Source organism: Luteolibacter sp. SL250 (assembly GCF_026625605.1).
GTDB lineage: Bacteria > Verrucomicrobiota > Verrucomicrobiia > Verrucomicrobiales > Akkermansiaceae > Luteolibacter.
This window is the reverse complement of record NZ_CP113054.1, coordinates 323926-342352: the sequence shown is the minus strand read 5'-3', so window position 1 is coordinate 342352 and position 18427 is coordinate 323926. Positions and strand designations below refer to the sequence as shown.

The window sequence follows — 18427 nt, the reverse complement described above, 5'->3', positions numbered from 1 at the left end:
ATCATGTCCCAAGCCTCCCTGCTGGAGCGGCTCTCCGCCATCGTCGGCCCTGACAAGGTGTCCGTTGCCTCCGCCGTGCTCGAATCCCACTCCACGGACAAATGGTACGCCAGCCATCCTCCGGATGTGGTGGTCTTCGCGGAATCGACCTCGGATGTGTCCGCCGTGATGAAATTCGCCTCGGAGCACCGGATCCCGGTCACCACCCGCGGCGCGGGCTACGGCTATGTCGGGGGATGTGTGCCGCTCCACGGCGGCATCGTCCTGTCCACCGCACGGATGAACCGGATCCTGGGCATCCACCCGGAGGATGGCGTCGCCATCGTCCAGCCCGGCGTCATCACCGGGGATCTCCAGAAGGCGGCGAACGACATGGGCTGGGAATACCCGCCGGACCCCGCCTCGCTGAAGGACTGCTCCATCGGCGGGAACATCGCCACCAACGCGGGCGGCCCGCGCTGCCTGAAGTACGGCGTGACCCGTAGCTACGTGCTGGGCCTGGAGGTGGTGCTGGCCAACGGCGATGTCCTCCGCACCGGCGGACGCCTGCACAAGAACAAGACCGGCTTCGACCTCATCGGCGCGTTCACCGGCTCGGAAGGCCTGCTGGGCGTCGTGACGGAGGCCACCCTGCGCATCATCCCGAAACCGGCCAGCCGTGCGATGCTGGCCGCCATCTTCCCGGACTTCCCCATGGCCGCCGCCGCCGTGCAGGCCATCCTCAACAGCGGGCACCTGCCCTCCGCGCTGGAGATCACCGACACCTTCACCCTGGCCGCCGCGCGCAGGAAGCTCGGCCCGGATGTGTTCCCGGAAGGCAACGCCCACCTCATCGTGGAGATCGACGGCAGGCCCGCCGCCGTGCTGTCAGAGCTGGAGGAACTCCACGCGCTCCTGCTTTCGCTCGGCGCGACCTTCATCGAGCGCGCGCCCGACGAGGCCTCCTGCGAACGCATCTGGAAGCTCCGCCGCGAGTTCTCCTTCTCCCTGCGCGACACCGGCCTGACCAAGCTCAACGAGGACATCGTCGTCCCGCGCTCGAAGCTGGTGGAGCTGGTGAACTTCGCCCGCGGGCTGGAGGCGGAAACCGGCATCGCCGTCGCCTGCTTCGGCCATGCCGGGGATGGCAACATCCACACCAACCTGATGGTCGCGGACTACCAGGACCCCGTCATCCGCACGAAGGCGGACGCCGCGCTCGACCTGCTTTTCAAATGGGTCCTCGAACAGGGCGGTGCCATCACCGGCGAGCACGGCGTGGGCATCGCGAAGAAGCCATGGATCCGCCAGGCCCTCGGCGAGACATCCATGGCTACCCACCTCGCGCTGAAAAAAGCCCTCGATCCCCAGGGCATCCTCAATCCGGGCAAGTTCCTGGATTTCTGAATGGCGAAGCCCATGGCTGCGGCGTCCCGCCGCAGGCCGTGATTGTGGCGTCTCGCCTCAATTCTTTCCCGGATCTGCTGCCATCAAATCGGGAGACCTTCCGCATCCGCCAAATTGGCATCCGGCTCCCTCAGAACGATGGCGGGACGCCATCGCCACGGCCTGCGGCGGGACGCCGCAGCCACAGTTCCCATCCTATTTCAAGCCCTGCAACGCCTTCCAGTCCGCGTCCGTCAGGCAGCAAGGGTCATTCGCCACCAGATGGCCCGGCGCGATCTCCTTCAGCGAAAGATCCATCCCGATGGTTTCCTCATAGCGGGGATGCTTGATCCGGTGGCCGAAGGCACTGCCCGCGGGCGGGTCGATCGGCGACGGCACATCCCCTTCCAGCAGGATCTTCTTCCGCTGCGCGGTAGGGTCCGGTGATGGGATCGCGGAGAGCAGTGCCTTGGTGTAGGCGTGGCGCGGATCACGGTAGATCACCTCCGCGGTCGCGAGTTCCACGATCTTGCCCAGATACATCACCGCCACACGGTCGCTGATGTGCTTCACCACGGAGAGGTTGTGGGCGATGAAAAGGTAGGAAAGTCCGAAGTCCTTCTGCAGCTCCACCAGCAGGTTGAGGATCTGCGACTGCACGGAGACATCCAGCGCGGACACCGGCTCGTCGCAGATGATCAGCTTCGGCTTCAGCGCGAGCGCCCGCGCGATGCCGATGCGCTGCCGCTGTCCGCCGGAAAACTCGAACGGGTAACGCTCCGCGGATGCCGCCGGCAGGCCCACCCGCTCCAGCAGCTCGTCCACCCACTTCTTCCGCTCCGCGCGGTTGCCCAGGCCATGGACTTGATACGGCTCCGTCAGCAACGCGCGCACGCTCATGCGCGGGTCCAGCGATTCCACCGGATCCTGGAAGATCATTTGGAAATCCCGCCGCAGCGGACGCACCCGTCCCTGCCGCAGGTGGGAAATCTCGCGCCCCTCGAACTGGATGGTCCCCGCCGTCGGTTTCAGCAGGCGCACGAACGCTTTGCCGAGCGTGGACTTTCCGCAACCGGACTCCCCCACCAGGCCCAGAGTCTCACCCGGCCTGATGGCCAGCGAAACGCCATCCACCGCCTTCACCGATCCCTTCTGCCGGTACAGCACCCCTCCGCGGACCGGAAAGTGGACCCGCAGATCGTTGACGGAAAGTATGGGATTCTCACTCACGGTTCGTAGCAGAAGGGACAGGTTTCCACCCAGTGGCCGGGCGATACTTCCTCGAATCTCGGGCGCTCGCGCGTCCCGCGGTCGGTGCGGCCCATGCGCTGGCAGAAGCGGCAGCCGTGGGCGTGGTCACCCAAGCCCGCCACCATGCCGGGGATGGTGGCCAGCACCGACTTCGGCGGTGTCTCCAGCGTCGGGATGGAGGCCAGCAAGCCCTTGGTGTAGGCGTGCAGCGGCCGCTCGAAAAGTTCCTTCGCCGGGGCCTTCTCACACACCCGCCCGGCATACATCACCACCACCTCGTCGCACGTCTCCGCGATGACGCCCAGATCGTGGGTGATCAGGATGGTGGACATGCCGCTTTCCTTCTGGAGCCGGTCGAGCAAGTCGAGGATCTGTGCCTGCACGGTGACATCCAGGGCGGTCGTCGGCTCATCCGCGATCAGCAGCGACGGCTTGCAGGCCAGCGCCATCGCGATCATCACGCGCTGGCGCATGCCTCCGGAAAGCTGGTGCGGGTAGTCCATCATCCGCCTTTCCGGTGCGGGGATGCGCACGTGGTCCAGCATCTCGATGGAGGCCTCCCACGCCTCGCGCTTCGACATCTTCGTATGCAGTCGGAGCACCTCGCTCACCTGCCGGCCGATCCGGTGCACCGGGTTGAGCGCCGTCATCGGCTCCTGGAAGATCACGCCGATCTCCCCTCCCCGCACCCTCCGCATCTCGCGCTCGGAGGCGTGGGTCAGGTCATGGCCGTTGAAGTGGATGTCACCGCCAAGGATCTTCCCGGCAGGTTGCGGCAGCAGGCCGACGATGGACATGGCGGTCACGCTCTTGCCACAGCCAGACTCCCCGACAATACCCACCGTCTTGCCCCTCGGCACGGTGAAGGACACCTGGTCCACCGCACGCAGCAGACCCCGCTCCGTTTCAAAGGAAACGATGAGCTTGTCCACTTCCAGGATGTTGTCGCTCGGTTCGCTCATGGTTGGTCGGTTTCCGGCGGATGAACCACGCGGTTCACTTCAGGGAAAGTTTTTCCGGAGCGCCGCGCTTCCTGGGTTTCCTTCTGCACGTCCTCATCGATCCAGTAGCAGTAGCCCTCGTGCGGTTCATAGGACAGCGCGGGCGCATAGTGCGTCTCCGCGGAGTCCGGCCACCTCACCCACCGCCAGGAACCCACGCGCTGGAACTCCGTGGTGAAAGAGGGCAGGAAAATGGCCTCGTCATGGATGATGTGCTGCAGCTTCTTCGACGCCTCCGCCAGCTCCTTCTCCGTCAGCGCATCGCGCACGGTGAGCGAGAGTGCATCCGTGTCCGGGCGGCTCCAGACGAAGAGGTTGTTGGTGTTCGGCTTCGGATTGCCCTTGTCGTCGAAGGCGAAGGTGGAGTGGAGGAACTGGAAGTAGGTCGGCGTCGGCGGGGTCGTGTTCCAGCCGGAGAAGTTCATCTCATGCTGCTTCTGCATGACCTTCCGGTAGACCACCGTGCTTTCCAGCCCGTCCAGACGCAGGTCGAACCCGCACGCCTTCGCGTCCTCCTTCAGGATGGCGAGGATGCGGTCGTAAAGGGGGATGGTCGGATAGGTGATGGAAACGGAGAGCTTCTCCCCGCCCGGTTTCTTCAGGATGCCGTCCGGCCCTTCCTCCGTGTAGCCCGCCGCCCGGAAGGCCTCCCGCGCCTGCTGCACGGAATATGGACGCGCCCTGATGGACGGATCGCTGAATTTCCCGAAGCCCTGGTTGAAGGACTGGAGGCGCGAGTAGTCCCCGCGGAAGACCACCTCGATGACCTTCTGCCAGTTCATCGCATGGTGGATGCCGATGCGCACGTCGCGGTTGTCCAGCGGTGCCTTGGTGACGTTCATGTAGAACCCCCGTGGGATCCGCGGGTAGCGGTTGAAGACAGTCGCCCTCTCGATGTAGCCGTCATACACCGGCGGCATCTCGGACTTCTCATACCAGAACTGCGGCTGGGTCAGCAGGTAGGTGTCCAGCTCCCCCGCCCGGAACAGCTCGAACGCCTTGGAGTCCTCACGCACCAGCGTGGTCACCATCTTGTCGGGGTTGAAACGGTATTTGTAGTACTTCCGGTCCTTCGCCCACCAGTTCTTCACCCGTGTCTGGGTGATGGAGGCACCTTTCACGATGTCCTCCGGCCGCACCTCATACGCGCCGGTCGTCGGAGGGAATCGCCACTGGTAGCGGTCCGCGTAGTCGGGGCCGTATTCCCTGTAGAACTTCGGCGAAGCCGGACTGATCGTGCCCGCCAGCGCCGCCGCATAGAGCTTCGCCTCCGACAGGGTCACCGAAAGGACGTCATCCCCATAGGTGATCACCTGCGCGTAGTTCTCGCGGTAGAATTCCTTGGTGTAGGGATTCACGACGTTGTCGGAGGCGCGGGTATAGATGTCCAGCAGGACGTCCTTCGCATACACCTTCTCCCCGTCGGAGTAGGTGGCTTCCGGATCGATCCTGAAATAGACCGTGCGGCCGTCAGTGGACGTCGCCCATTCACACGCCACACCGGGGATCACCTTCGTCGTGGTGGGGTGCAGCGTGACCAGCGGCAGGTCGATGTTGTCGTAAAGGTCGCCGCGGAAGGAGTGGTTGGAGTTCGGCCCGAAGGGACGCAGCGTCGGAGGGAAGGACAGGTCCAGGAAATGCCGCCGGATCACCCCGCCTTTCTTCGCCCGCGGGTCACCGATCTCAGGCTCGTCCAGGCCCTTCTCCCAGACCAGATCCGCCGGCACGTCCGCCGGAGTGCGGAACTGGAAGAAGTCCCCCAACGACTGCCGGAACTCCAGCTTCGCCATGTCCCGCCGGGCGGCTTCGAGCTGCGCCTCCAGCGACGGCTTCTTGTCTTCCGGCGCGGACGCCAGCGCGGCGATGGTTTTGTCCAGCTCCACCTGGGCGTCCGCCTTCTTCTTCTCCAGCCATCCCGCGATGTGCTTGTTGTAGACCGGCACCCATGCGTCGAAGCCCAGCGTGCGCTCCACCTCCGCCGTCTCCTGACGGCACCCGGTGAGCGTCAGCGGAGCGACCGCCGCGGCTGCCAGCGCGAGTATGAGCGGGAGGGACTTCATCAACGGTAGTAGGTGTATTTCTTGGGATCGAACGCCTCACGGACCGCCTCCCCCACGAAGGTGATGAGGACCAGCATGGAGACCAGCGCCACGAAGGTCGCGCTCACCAGCCAGGGTGCGGAAAGGTTCGCCAGGCCGTCGTTGAGCAGTTTGCCCCACGAGGCATACTCCGGAGGCAGGCCGAAGCCGAGATAGTCGAGCGCGGTGAGCGCGGAGATCAATCCCGAGAACGTGAACGGGACGAGCGTGACGATGATCGAGATGGTGTTCGGCAGGAGGTGGCGGAACAGGATCCGGGACGTGCCAGCACCAATCACCCGCGCGGCGGAAATGTAGTCGCGCTCCCGCTCGCGGTAGATGGTCGTGCGCAACAACGTCGCGATGCCCATCCAACTGAAAATCACGAGGATGAAGAGGATCATGCCCAGCCCTTTCAGGTCCTGGGGCACCACGCTGGAAAAGATGATGATGATGAACAGGAACGGCATGTTCTCGAACACCTCGATGATGCGGTGGATGATGATGTCCACCCAGCCGCCGAAGTATCCCATGAGCATGCCCAGGGTGATGCCGACCAGGTAAATCGCCGGCAGGAACAGCAGGGCGGCCTTGAAGTTCACCTGGAGCCCGCCGTAGAGGTAGGCCACCATGTCATAGCCTTGGGACGTGGTGCCGAGGAAATTCCCGGTGTCCGGGGTGGGCGGGGCGGGATGATACTTCACCGCCCGCGGCTCGCTGCTTTCCACGGCCAGGAACTCTTCCTTTCCTCCCTCTCCGTTGAACTTATCAGAGACCGGCGCTCCGTCCTGGAACTCCCCGCTGTACAACTGCGCCCCCTCCTTGTCCCAGCCATCCACCGGACCGTTGAACTTGCCGTTCCGCATCGTGTAGCGGAGGTGGATCTTCGAGTCCTCGATGTCGTAGTAGCGGGCCGCCAGTCCGAAGTACGGCTTGTCGCCACGACCTTCATAGTAGATGCCGTCCCGCAGCTCCAGCGGGCGCGAGCGTGGGGCGAGCGTGTCCCCGGTGGGATCATACGGGACCGGCGGCAGGATCACCTTCCCCTTGCCCGTGGCCGCGAAATGCCGCTTCAGGTCCCGGTAGTTCGCCGGGGCCTCCGCGCTTTCGCCATCCATCCCGAAGTCCTTGTTCTTGAACTCCTTCGCGACAAAGGCAGGGAAAATCCAGCGGCCCTCATACTTCACCGCCAGCGCCCTCTTTCCGACCAGCGACTGGTCCAGCAGGGCGAGGACCGCGAGGAAAACCAGAATGATGAGGGAGTAGTAGCCACGCTTGATTTCACGGAAACGCTTCATCCGCCGCCGGATGACCGGATCCCCCGGACCGCCGGTGAAGGAGCGGCTGACCATCACCACGCCCACCAGCACCAGCAGCGCCGATGCCGCCCAGCCGAACCATGGCACCGACTCCGCATGCAGCCACGGCACCTCACGGCTGACCGTGAAAAACCAGCGCGCCGTCGGAAAGGCGATCCCCTTCACTTCACCGGCGATGGCGAGCGCTCCGAGGAGGGTGAAGAAGAAACCGATCGCGCGCATGGGGTTAGTCGAACTTGATCCGGGGATCTACCATCGCGACGAGGAAGTCGGAGATGATGTTGCCCAGCAGCAGCAGGAAGGCGGACACCGTCAGCGTGCCCATGATCACGGGCATGTCCCGCTCGATGATGGATTGGTACTGGAGCAACCCGAAGCCCTGGATGTCGAACACGCGCTCGATCAGCATGGAGCCGCCGACGAAGATGGAGGTCAGCCCGCCGAGGCTGGTCGCGATGGGGATCATCGAGTTGCGGAACGCGTGCTTGAACACCGCGCGGCGGAACCCGGCCCCCTTCGCCACCGCAGTCCGCACGTAGTCCGCGGCCAGGTTGTCCATCAGCGTGTTCTTCGTCAGCATGGTCAGCATGGCAAAGCCGGACACCAGGTAACAGATCAACGGCAGCACCGTGTGGTGGGCGATGTCCTTCACCTGGTCCCAACGGTTCATTTCACCGAAGTCCGCGCTCGTCAGGCCGAACAGCGGGAACAGGTTCGCCCGCGCGCCCAGGTGAACCAACAGAATGGCCCCCAGCGCGAAGCCCGGGATGGAATAGCCGATGAAGATCAGCACGGAGGAGGCGGAATCAATAAAGGTCCGGTGCTTCAGCGCCTTCAGGATCCCGAGCGGGATGCAGACGACGTAGATGATGACCGAGGAAAGCAGGCCGAAGTAGAGGGCCACCGGCATCCGCGCGAACATCATGTCCACCACCCGGTCCTGATAGATCAGCGAACGCCCCAGGTCCCCCTGGAGCAGTCCGGAAACCCTCGACTGATAGACAACGGCGCGCGGCGCATATCCCGGCGTCTCCTTCGCCTTGGTGTTCCGCCGGAGGTAGCGGTCCTTCCGGTCCTGCTCCGTCTCCAGCCGCACCTGCCAGTTCTCGGAGGAAAGCGGCTTGCCCGTTTCCGCGAAGGTCGCGGAGACAACCTTGTCCCCATCCCGCTTCACGTTCACCACCCGGCCGTCGCCGCTCAGGACCACCTGGGCCACCGTCTCAGCATCCGGCTGCCCGCCGATCATCTCGTCCGTCGCGCCGCCAAACTCCTTCTTTGAAATCCGGATCTCCCTCGGGACGATCCCCAGCCACTGGCCGTAGGCGGCCAGAGTCGGCTTATCCAGGCCGAACTGCTCCTCCAGCTCCTCGAGCTGCTCGTCGCTCAGCCCGCTCTGCGCGTTGCTGCCCGTCGTCTTTCCCCCGCCCTTCTCCGCCGCCGCCTGCGCCTGCTGCAGCATGCGGTCCATCGGCCCGCCGGGCACGAACCGCGTGATCGTGAAAACCAGCAGCGTGATCCCGATCATCGTCGGTATCATCAGCAGCAGTCGTCTGATAAAATAGGCTTTCACGCGGGCGTCGCATCACTCTTTACCCCTCATCCGTTGCGGTGCAAGTCCGGACGACACTTCTATCAGCGCCGCCGCCCTTGGAATCGTTGGATTTTCTTCTCTCCGGTCGAACCGTGGTCATGGCATCTGTCTCCTCCCTTCCATCTGGGGACACCGTGATATGGAATTGCAGCCCGCATGAGGTTGGGGCAGATTCCTCACGCATGTCTGGAAACGACAACAGGGAAACGGAATGGGATGTCATCATCATCGGTGGCGGCCCCGCGGGATCGACGGCAGCCACCACGCTCGCGCAGGCGGGACGGCGGGTGCTGGTGCTGGAAAAGTCGAAGTTCCCCCGCTTCCACATCGGTGAGTCGCTCCTTCCGTATAACCGACGCATTTTCAACGAGCTGGGCGTTTGGGGCAAGATCGAGTCCGCGGGCTTCACCACCAAGCGGGCGGCCCAGTTCATCCTCGGCGACGACACCCGCGGCAACCGCCTGGATTTCTCCAAAGGTTCCTTCACCGAATATCCGCAGGCGGTGCAGGTGGAGCGGTCGAAGTTCGACAAGATCCTCCTGGACCACTCCCGGGAAGCCGGGGCGGACGTGGCGGAGGAGTGCATGGTCACCGACTACCGCATCGAAAAAGACCGCGTCGTCCTCAAGTACCGCTCGCTCGACCTGGCCGACCATGAGGTCACCGCGCGCTACCTCATCGACGCCAGCGGTTTGAACAATTTCACCGCAAACAAGGAGAAGCTCCGCCGCTACTACCCCACCCACAGGAAGCTGGCGATCTTCGGCCACTTTTCCAACGTGTACATGCCCAAGGGGGAACACGAGGGGGACATCCTCATCATCCGCCGTGAGCGTTCCTGGGTGTGGATGATCCCGCTGGAGGAGAACAAGACCAGCGTCGGCCTGGTCATCGACGCGGCGGACTTCAAAGCACTCGGAAAGAAGCCGCCGGAAGTCTTCGCCGATGCCATGGCGGACACCCCCGCCGTCGCCAAGCGCTTCGCGAACGCGCAGTCGCTGGACCAGTTCCACGTCATCAATGATTTCTCCTACAAGAACGACATCCTCGCCTCGCCCCGCCTGCTGCGCGTGGGGGATGCCTCCGGCTTCATCGACCCCATGTTCTCCAGCGGCGTGATGCTGGCGATGACCTCCGGCCAGCAGGGCGCGCAGGCCATCGACGCCGCGCTGAAGAAGGACGACCCGCTGTCCGCGGAGATGAAGTTCTACGAAAAGGACAACCGCCGCCGCATCGCCATCTACTGGGAGTTCATCGAGAACTTCTACCGTCTGCACTTCGCGCAGATCTTCTTCCAGCCCTACAACCGCTGGGGCATGGTCTGCTCCATCAACGCGGTGCTGGCCGGGCGCACCAGCCTGTCCTGGGCGGTCCGGTGGCGCCTCCGGGCGTTCTTCCTCCTCGCTTGGCTCAACAAATACATCCCCATCGCGAAGCGCATCGACGTCCGGTGAGGCCGCCGCTCACTTCGCGGCGATGAGGCCTCTCCTCCGGCTGAAAGGAAAGAACCGGAAAGCGGGGAAGCCCGCCGTCCGGTCCACATTCAAGTCCCGGCGGATCAGGCCGATCCGCCCTGCCGGGTTACTTCGCCGCGGGCGCCCAGCGCACCGCATCCGCGATGACGTGGCCGTTCGTGTCCTTGTTCGAGATGGTGAGCGATGAGGACTTGCCCGCCTTGAAGCTGCCGGAGTGGATCTTCACCCAGCCGCCTTTGTTGCGCTGGTCCACCTTGACGGACTTCTTGCCATCCGCTCCGGTGATCTCCACCGGCACGTTGGTGGCGCGGTTGCCGTTCTTCCTCCAGGTCAGATAGACGTCGTAGTTGCCGTCCTTCGGCAGGTCCGGGGTATAGGTGATGCTCTTGGTGCCCTTGCCATCGTTGTTGTCGTGGAGGTAGCCGCCCGCGACCGCTTCCGTCCATTCGCCGGTCTTGGACGCGGCCTCGTCATCGACCTCGATGCCCGCCGGGGCCATCGCCTTTTCCTCCTCCGTGAGGGGAGGGGCGTCCCAGACGAGGATCTGCTTGTCCGCGAGCAAGCGCTCCTTCAGCTTCGCATAGTCCACCTTCTGCACGGCGCTGCCGGAGTCGATGGCCATCGAGGCCGCGGTTCCCGCCGACTGGCCGAGGATCATGAACACCGGCTCCATGCGGATGGAACCGTAGGCCATGTGGGAGGAGGAAAGACACACGCTGACCAGCAGGTTCGCGCACTCGCTCTCCTTCGGCACGATGCTGCGGTAGCTGATGGAATACGGACGCGGAGTGCGCACCTGCACGTCGCCCTCGTTGCGCACCGCACCGTCGATGACCACGCGCTGGCAGTTGTGGGAGTCCATGGTATAGGCGGCCAGGCCGACGGAGTCCTCCGGAATCTTCCGCGAGGTGCACTCATGCTCGGTCATCACATACTCGGACACCATCCGGCGTCCCTCGCGCACGTAGAGCTCGTGGGGCCATCCGCCGGTTTCCGGAAATTCACCCTTGAGAAGGCCGAAGGCCGAGACTTTCGCCCGGATCTCCTGAGGCACCTCCGCATCATTGGCGGAGAACCAGGCCAGGCCCTGCTGGTAGTTCACATGGTCCTGGAACATCTTCTCCCGCTCTTCATAGCCACCTTCCGGCCAGCCATAGTTCGCGCCGATGTGGTCGGTGGAGAAGCCGCCGGTGTTGTTGCAGTCCCCGTTGTGGAGCTGGAAGGGGACGGGGGGCTTCGGTGAGACCTTCACATAGCGCTCATACAGGGCATAGCGCCCGCGGTCGTATCCTTCCGGCTTTGGGAACGGGATGCGCTCGGGGGAGTTGGAAAGGTTGAAGCGGAAATTGTAGGCCTGCATCTTCTTGTCCCCTTCGCCCGTCTTCCCGGGGTCTTCGGCGGAAATGGTGGGCAGCAGGCCGCTGGACGGGTCCCCCGGCTTCACATACGGATCCACCTTCACGTTGAAGTTGTGCGACTTGCGGAACTGGACGCCATTGATGGTCTCGCCGTAGGTGGCGTTGCTCTCCCGGCCGACATGGAACGAAACTCCGGCCTTCGCGAAGAGGTCGCCCTCATAGGTCGCGTCCACGAACATCTTCGCCTTCACGCTGTTCCCGTTCTCGAAGGAAACGGAGGTGATGCGGTTGCCTTCCTTCGCCACGTCCTTCAGGCGGTGTTCGTAATAGACGGTGACTCCCGCTTCCTTGAGGAAATGCAGGAAAGCAGCCTCCGCCAGCGATGGTCTGAAACCGGACGTCCTGCCGATGTGCGCGTAGATCTCATTCGCGAAGCCACCGATGGCCTTGCGGTTGCCGATGTCCGTCGCCGTCAGACCGCCGGAGGTCATCCCCCCGACATGGCGGCGGAAGACGACGAGCACTGCCTTTTTGCCCATGCGGGCGGCCTGCACCGCCGCGGAGACGCCGCCGGGCGTGCCGCCATAGACACAGACGTCCGCCTCGATGACCTGCGCGGGGTTCGCCGCCGGCACCGGGTAGTAGTATTTCAGGCCGGGGTTCGGCGTGGTGGGCTGGGCGGAAGCGACCAGCGACGACAGGAGAAAAAGCGGAATGACGGGTTTCATGCGGACAGGCGGCTACGGGGAGGGGAGGGGATTTCTTTCCGATCACGGGACACCCATCCAAAAAATGCGCATCATGCGGAAATGTCCGGCTCCGCCAACGCGTAACCGTCTGGTTCCCATCCCCCCAAAAACCCACAATGAAACCGGTCATCCCCTTCCTGCTCTGGGCCACCTGTTGCCCGCTCCACGCGGCGGTGGTATTCACCCAGACCTTCGAATCCTTCACCACCGGCGCCAACCTGTCTTCCGGAAGTCCGCTTTCAGGCAACAACAATGTGGGTGCCCGGATCCTGGATGACACCACCGCCACCCCCTTCGGCACCGGAAACAAATTCCTCGCCATCAACGGCAACCTCGCCGCCGGGACGGTCAACGCCTCCGGCCTTTCCGCGACCACGGTCTCCACCCACCACTTCGATCTCTACGAGCCGACGGGAGCCACCACGACGCTGACGTTCGGACTGGGCGCGAGCGACCTGAACAACAATACCTCCACCGGCGCGTTCACCGCATGGAGCATCAACAACGGTGCGATCGCGGTCGCCTCGAACACCGCCCTCGCCTCCGGATCGCTCCCGGTGCTCACCCTGGACCACCACTACAAGGCATTCGTGCTCCACAACGGCACCGGAGTAGCCGAAGTGGTATCCATCCCGACCGGCGGCACCGCTTCCCTCGCCTCCAAGGAGTCCGCCCTCTTCTTCCTCGACATGGCCACGGGGACCTACATCGACGGCGGCCGCTATTCGCACACCCAGGCCGTCACCTTGAACAGTTTCAAGTTCCGGGCCTTCTCGAACAGCAAGAACGAGATCTACATCGACAACTTCACCCGTGACGACACCCTCACTCTGATCCCGGAGCCTTCCCTGGGCCTGCTGCTGGCCGGGGCGGGTCCCCTCGCAGCCTGCCGCCGGCGGCGGGCCCGTTAGATTGACTTCCCTGCCGGAAACGCTTTTTTCTCACGCCGATATGCACGGATCCCGCCTGCTGCTGCCGCTCTGCGCCGCATTTTTCGCAAACACCGCGTTCGCGGATGATGCGAAAACCATGGACGCGTTCCTGGAACAGCACTGCGTGAAATGCCACGGCCCTGACAAGCAGAAGGGGAAGCTGCGGCTCGACGACCTTCAGAAACCGCCGCACGAGCTGGAGCAATGGAAAGAGGTCCTTGAGGCCATCGAATACGGCGACATGCCGCCGAAAGACGAGAAACGCCCGGAGGCCGCGGAGGTCGCCGCCTTCAAGGAGATCATCTCCGGCGGGCTGACGTCCGCGGGGAAAGGCGGCTCGATCGCCGTGCGGAGGATGAACCGCTACGAGTATGAGAACACCGTGCGCGACCTGCTGGGGATCGACACACCCCTCGCCGAGCTGCTTCCTGAGGACTCCCGGGTGCAGGGCTTCGACAACGTGGCGGAAGGCCTCAGCCTGTCCTCCGTGCTGATCGAAAAATACCTCGAAGCCGCCAACGCGGCCTTTGACGGGACGATCCGCCGCCTCGTCCCGCTGCCACCGGAAACGCGCAAGGCCGTGGCCATGGAGGACAAGTCGAACATCGGCTCCGTCGCAAAGAAAAACGACGGAGTGATCGAGAAAAGCGGCGCCTTCATCGACTTCTCACCGGGCTGGCCGCCGACGCGTTTTGACGGCGCACAGCCCGTCGAGGACGGCATCTACCGCTGCAAGGTCACCGTCTGGCCCTATGAGCCGAGCGGCCGCACCCTCACCGTGGGCATCTTCACCGGGAGGCTGTTCGGTACGGGGAAGCTCCATTTCCAGGGAATCCATGATGTGACGGGCGATCCGGAAAACCCGCGCGTCATCGAGTTCACCACCCGCCTCAACGAAGGTGACGCCATCCACGTCCTGCCGTGGATCTTCCCCGGCCATGTCACCTGGAGGGACAAACATGAACCCCGCCCGGGCATCGGCATGGTATCCGCGGAAACCCATGGCCCGCTGGACCAGGATTTCCCGTCAAAGGCACAGAAGCAGCTTTTCGGGGAAAGCCCCACACTCTCGATGGTGGCGGACACCCCCATCTACATGCGCCACCGGAAGGGGGCGAAACTCTCCCACGTGATGTCCTCCGCACCGGAGGCGGACGTGGAGCGCATCATCCGCGCCTTCGTGCCGCGCGCCTTCCGCCGCCCGGTGGAAAAGCCGCTGGCGGACCGCTTCGTGAACCTGGCGCTCGACCGGCTGAAGGAAGGCCGCAGCTTCGAGGAAGCCGTGAGGGCGGGCGTTTGCGCCGTGCTCTGCTCCCCCCATTTCCTCATGGTGAACCGGGACTCCGTGGTGGATGACCATACCATCGCCTCCCGCCTGTCCTACTTCCTCTGGTCCTCCATGCCGGATGACGAGCTGCTCAAGCTGGCCGCCGCCGGCAAGCTGAAGGACCCCGCCGTCCGCCGCACCCAGGCCGTGCGGATGCTGAAGGACCCCCGCCGCGAAAGGTTCGTGGAGAACTTCACCGGGCAATGGCTCGACCTCCGCCAGATGGACGCCACCACCCCGGACAAGAAGATGTACCCGGAATACGATGAGCTGCTGGGCAGGTCGATGGTGCGGGAAACGAAGGGCTTCTTCACCGAGATCCTCGACCGGAACCTGCCGGTGAAAAATTTCGTCGATTCCGACTTCGTGGTGGTGAACGAGCGGCTGGCGGACCACTACGGTATCTCCGGTGTGAAAGGGCATGAAAGGATGCAGGTGGTGAAACTGCCGCCTGACAGCCTGCGCGGAGGCGTCCTGACACAGGGCGCCATCATGAAAGTCACCGCCAACGGCACGCACAGCTCACCCGTCCTCCGCGGCGTGTGGGTGCTTGACCGCCTGATGGGCCAGCCGGTGCCCCCGCCGCCTCCCGGAGTACCCGCCGTGGAGCCGGACGTCCGCGGCGCCACCTCCCTGCGCGACCTGCTGACAAAGCATGTGGAGGACCCCTCATGCGCCCGCTGCCATGACCGCATCGATCCCGTGGGTTTCGCCCTGGAGGAGTTCGATCCCATCGGCAAGCACCGCGAAAAATACCGCGCCGTGCCCAAGCAGGGAGGTGGTTACATGCCTGCCCTGTTGGTCGATTCCTCCGGCGAAACCCCGGACAACCATGCGTTCCAGAACTTCCAGGGCTTCCGCGACTGGCTGGCCGGGGATGAGAAAGTCATCGCCCGCGCCCTCGCCCGGAAGCTGATGGTCTATGGCTGCGGCCGCAAGGTGGAGGTCACGGACCAACCCGCCGTGGAAGCCGTCCTCGCCGCCAGCGCGAAGGACCACTACGGCCTCCGCACCATGATCCAGGAAGTGGCCGCCAGCGACTACTTCGTCAGACCCTGAACGGGGAATTTTCCGCCGGGTCAGACGAAGCGCACGGCGTGCTTCTTGGAAAGCTTCAGCACATCCCCGGCGGCAGGAGTCACGGAGGCCGACGGCTCGGTGAGCTTCTCCCCGTTGAGCTGGACGGAGCCGGAGGTGATGAACTGCTTCCGCAGCTCGCCGTTGGACTTCTCCAGGCCGAAGGCGGACTTGAACGCATGAGCGGTGAGCGTGAGCACGTTCAGCTCACCCGGCAGATCCGCGAGGGAAAGTTCCGGAAGTTCCGCCGCGGCGAGGTCCTTTTTCGAGAAGCGGGTGTCCCAATCCCCACGGGCGGCCTTTCCGGCCTCTTCGCCGTGGTAGCGGGCGGTGAGTTTCTCCGCGAGGGACTTCTTCGCCTCCATCGGGTGGACGGATGGGTCCAGCGCCACGCCCAGCAGGAGCTGGTAGTAGCGGACCATGAGCTCGTCGGACACGCTCATCAGCTTGCCGAACATTTCGGACGGTGGCTCGTCCACGCCGACGTAGTTGCCGTAGGACTTCGACATCTTCTTCACACCATCCAGGCCCTCGAGCAGCGGCATGGTGATGACGGTCTGCTGCGGCATCCCTTCCTCCTTCTGGAGGTCGCGGCCGACGAGCAGGTTGAAAAGCTGGTCCGTGCCGCCGAGTTCGACGTCGGCGCGGACTTCGACGGAGTCCCAGCCCTGGACGATGGGGTACTGGATCTCGTGCAGGCGGACCTCCTGGCCCTTGTCGATGCGGTTCTTGAAGTCCTCACGCTGGAGCATCTGCTGCATCGTGACGCGGCCGTTCAGGCGGAGGACGTCTTCGAACGTCATCTTGCGGAACCAGTCGCCGTTGTAGACGACCTCGGTCTTGTCCTGGTCGAGCAGCTTGAAGATCTGGTCGGTGTAGGTGCGGGCGTTGACCAGAACCGCCTCGCGGGTGAGGGGAGGGCGGGTGGCGGAGCGCCCGGACGGGTCACCGATGGTTGCGGTGAAGTCGCCGATGATGATGACGATCTGGTGGCCGAGTTCCTGGAACTGGCGCATTTTCTCGAAGACCACGGTATGCCCGAGGTGGATGTCCGGCGTGGTCGGGTCCAGTCCCAGCTTCACGCGCAGCGGGCGGCCGAGCTTGAGCTTTTCCAGCAGTTCCTTTTCCGAAAGGACCTTGGCGGTGCCGGCGGTGAGAATGGCGAGTTGTTCTTCTGGCGTCACGGGGCGGGGATTTAGAGCGTCGATCGCGCCGCGGGCAAGGCGGAAGGGAAGGCGAACTTGACCGGCCGCCATGAATGGGTTAATGGGGTAACGGACCCCAAACCCTGTTTATGAAACCCGGAAACCGCATCCAGGGGGCCTGTCTGGCCGCTACCCTCACCCTGATCGGCACGGAATTATCCGGAGCCGCCACGCTCTATCTCGACGCGACGGAGAAATACGACGCGACGATGGCCACGCCGGTGAACCTCACGGCCAACGGAACCCAGGACTGGGCCTACTGGGCTTCCAATTCCGGGACGGTGATGTCCGCGCCCCTCGCGCCAACCAACCGGAGGAGCGGCGCGACACTCATCAGCGGACTCACCAACGTCAACGGCACCGGTCTGCGCGGATCAACCACCGCGGACGCCCATGGCCGCTACAGTTGGACCGGCGGGACATCGCCTGCAACAGGAACAAACGTGAACCTAACGGGCGGTCTGGTGTTCAACGATCTGCTGAACTCGAACGGCTCCGGCTTTTCCTTCACCGTGAAGGGTGATCCCACGCAGGACTACTACGTGGTCCTCTATGCCGGTGGATTCGCGGCAACGGGAGCCCTTTCGCTTTCCCTGAACGGTCTGGATGACGTGACCAGCAGCACGCTGACCTTCGCGAACGTCGGCCCGAAACAAGTGGCAGCCTACCAAATCGTCTTCCGCCCGGACAGTGCGGACGACCTGCTGACCGTCCGGTTCACCGCATCCGGCGTCAACAACTCGGCCAGCCACGTGGGGATCGAGGCGGTGACCGTGGGGCTGCTCCCGGTCATCCCGGAGCCATCCTCCGCGTTGCTGGGCGGCGTGGCCTCCCTGTTGATCCTCCGCCGCCGGAAAACGTCCTGAGGCAAGGAACGGTCGGACAAACGCAACCATGCGTTCGCGGTGCACCGCCGTCCGCCCCATAGTCAGCGGATGAAGAAACAACGTCTCACACGGGCCTTCTGGCTTTCCTGGCTCATCCGCGGCGGAGCCGCCGGACTCACCCTGCAGGCCGCATCCGCCCACCAGTTCTGGCTGGAACGGACCCAGGACGGAAAATTCATCGCCCGCTTCGGCGAGGCGGGGTCCAATGGCGAAAAGCCCGGGTACGAGAAGTCCCCCGGCGTGTTGGACAAGATGCAGGGCATCTCCGTCTGGTCCATGTATCCCGCGAAATCCGGCATCGAGCCGGAACTCTACAAGGCGAAACCGCAGGAAGACGGCTTCCTGGTGGAGGACGCTTCCGCCAAGCTTCCGCTGCTGGCACAGACCACCTTCCCCGTGAGGAAGCGCGCGGCGACGGCGGAACGCCCTGCCTCCGCGAGCTTCACCACCGCCTTCGCCCGCTGGCAGCCTGCAGGTGCAACCGGAGAACCGACCACCACGCTCGACGTGATTCCCGCCGCGGAAGGCGGCAAGGCCACGGTCTACTACAAGGGCAAACCGGTGGCAGGAGCCCGGGTCACCCTTTTCTCCCCCACGGCGGAACCCCTGCGGATGGAGTCCGACGCCGCTGGAAACGTCACCTTCAAGGCCGGTGGCAAAGGCGACTTCATCCTCTGGGCCCACCACAGCGAACCCGCGACCGGGACCTACCTGGGAACGGACTACACTTCCCTCAGCTACATGATCTGCCTCTGCTGGCGCGTGGAGTGATGGAACAAACAGGGCCGGGGAATCCCCCCGGCACGGCCCTC

The 18427-nt window shown here is 64.1% G+C and carries 13 protein-coding genes; 6 read left to right on the top strand and 7 right to left on the bottom strand.

The window, feature by feature from the left end:
* Window positions 1-3 precede the first annotated feature (3 nt).
* Window positions 4-1386 carry an FAD-binding oxidoreductase gene (locus OVA24_RS01575; protein ID WP_267672816.1) on the top strand — a complete coding sequence of 461 codons (1383 nt, stop codon included), beginning with the start codon at window positions 4-6 and terminating at the stop codon, window positions 1384-1386.
* A 195-nt stretch (window positions 1387-1581) separates the two neighbouring features.
* On the opposite strand, the gene OVA24_RS01570 is transcribed toward OVA24_RS01575, so the two are convergent.
* The 5 genes from OVA24_RS01570 to OVA24_RS01550 are packed head-to-tail and all read right to left on the bottom strand — an operon-like array spanning window position 1582 to window position 8539.
* Complete coding sequence (locus OVA24_RS01570; protein ID WP_267672814.1) at window positions 1582-2595, bottom strand: ABC transporter ATP-binding protein; 1014 nt, start codon at window positions 2593-2595, stop codon at window positions 1582-1584.
* Window positions 2592-3578: an ABC transporter ATP-binding protein gene (locus tag OVA24_RS01565; RefSeq protein ID WP_267672812.1), complete on the bottom strand. Its 987-nt coding sequence runs from the start codon at window positions 3576-3578 to the stop codon at window positions 2592-2594. The genes OVA24_RS01570 and OVA24_RS01565 overlap by 4 nt, the downstream gene beginning before the upstream one ends.
* Entirely contained in the window at window positions 3575-5677 is a 2103-nt protein-coding gene (locus tag OVA24_RS01560; protein ID WP_267672809.1) for an ABC transporter substrate-binding protein, read from the bottom strand. The genes OVA24_RS01565 and OVA24_RS01560 overlap by 4 nt, the downstream gene beginning before the upstream one ends.
* Window positions 5677-7236, bottom strand: coding sequence for an ABC transporter permease subunit (locus OVA24_RS01555; protein ID WP_267672807.1), 1560 nt, complete (start codon window positions 7234-7236; stop codon window positions 5677-5679). Before OVA24_RS01555 ends, OVA24_RS01560 begins: the two co-directional genes overlap by 1 nt.
* Before the next feature lie 4 nt (window positions 7237-7240).
* Entirely contained in the window at window positions 7241-8539 is a 1299-nt protein-coding gene (locus OVA24_RS01550; protein ID WP_267672806.1) for an ABC transporter permease subunit, read from the bottom strand.
* Window positions 8540-8787: 248 nt separating this feature from the next.
* Between OVA24_RS01550 and OVA24_RS01545 the strand changes: the two genes are divergently transcribed.
* A complete protein-coding gene (locus OVA24_RS01545) occupies window positions 8788-10059 on the top strand; it encodes an NAD(P)/FAD-dependent oxidoreductase (protein WP_267672804.1) in 1272 nt (423 codons plus the stop codon).
* A 127-nt stretch (window positions 10060-10186) separates the two neighbouring features.
* Here OVA24_RS01545 and OVA24_RS01540 read toward each other — a convergent pair whose 3' ends face one another.
* Entirely contained in the window at window positions 10187-12166 is a 1980-nt protein-coding gene (locus OVA24_RS01540) for an FAD-dependent oxidoreductase (protein WP_267672801.1), read from the bottom strand.
* Between the two features lie 137 nt (window positions 12167-12303).
* On the opposite strand from OVA24_RS01540, the gene OVA24_RS01535 reads away from it, so the two are divergent.
* Together OVA24_RS01535 and OVA24_RS01530 are read left to right on the top strand one after the other, a co-directional pair.
* Window positions 12304-13098: a hypothetical protein gene (locus tag OVA24_RS01535; RefSeq protein WP_267672799.1), complete on the top strand. Its 795-nt coding sequence runs from the start codon at window positions 12304-12306 to the stop codon at window positions 13096-13098.
* A gap of 40 nt (window positions 13099-13138) precedes the next feature.
* A complete protein-coding gene (locus OVA24_RS01530) occupies window positions 13139-15505 on the top strand; it encodes a DUF1592 domain-containing protein (RefSeq protein WP_267672797.1) in 2367 nt (788 codons plus the stop codon).
* A gap of 20 nt (window positions 15506-15525) precedes the next feature.
* Here OVA24_RS01530 and tyrS read toward each other — a convergent pair whose 3' ends face one another.
* Window positions 15526-16707, bottom strand: coding sequence for a tyrosine--tRNA ligase (gene tyrS / locus OVA24_RS01525; protein WP_267672794.1), 1182 nt, complete (start codon window positions 16705-16707; stop codon window positions 15526-15528).
* A gap of 110 nt (window positions 16708-16817) precedes the next feature.
* On the opposite strand from tyrS, the gene OVA24_RS01520 reads away from it, so the two are divergent.
* Window positions 16818-17594, top strand: a complete 777-nt coding sequence (locus OVA24_RS01520) for a hypothetical protein (RefSeq protein ID WP_267672792.1) — start codon at window positions 16818-16820, stop codon at window positions 17592-17594.
* Window positions 17595-17663: 69 nt separating this feature from the next.
* Complete coding sequence (locus tag OVA24_RS01515; protein ID WP_267672790.1) at window positions 17664-18386, top strand: hypothetical protein; 723 nt, start codon at window positions 17664-17666, stop codon at window positions 18384-18386.
* Window positions 18387-18427 lie beyond the last annotated feature (41 nt).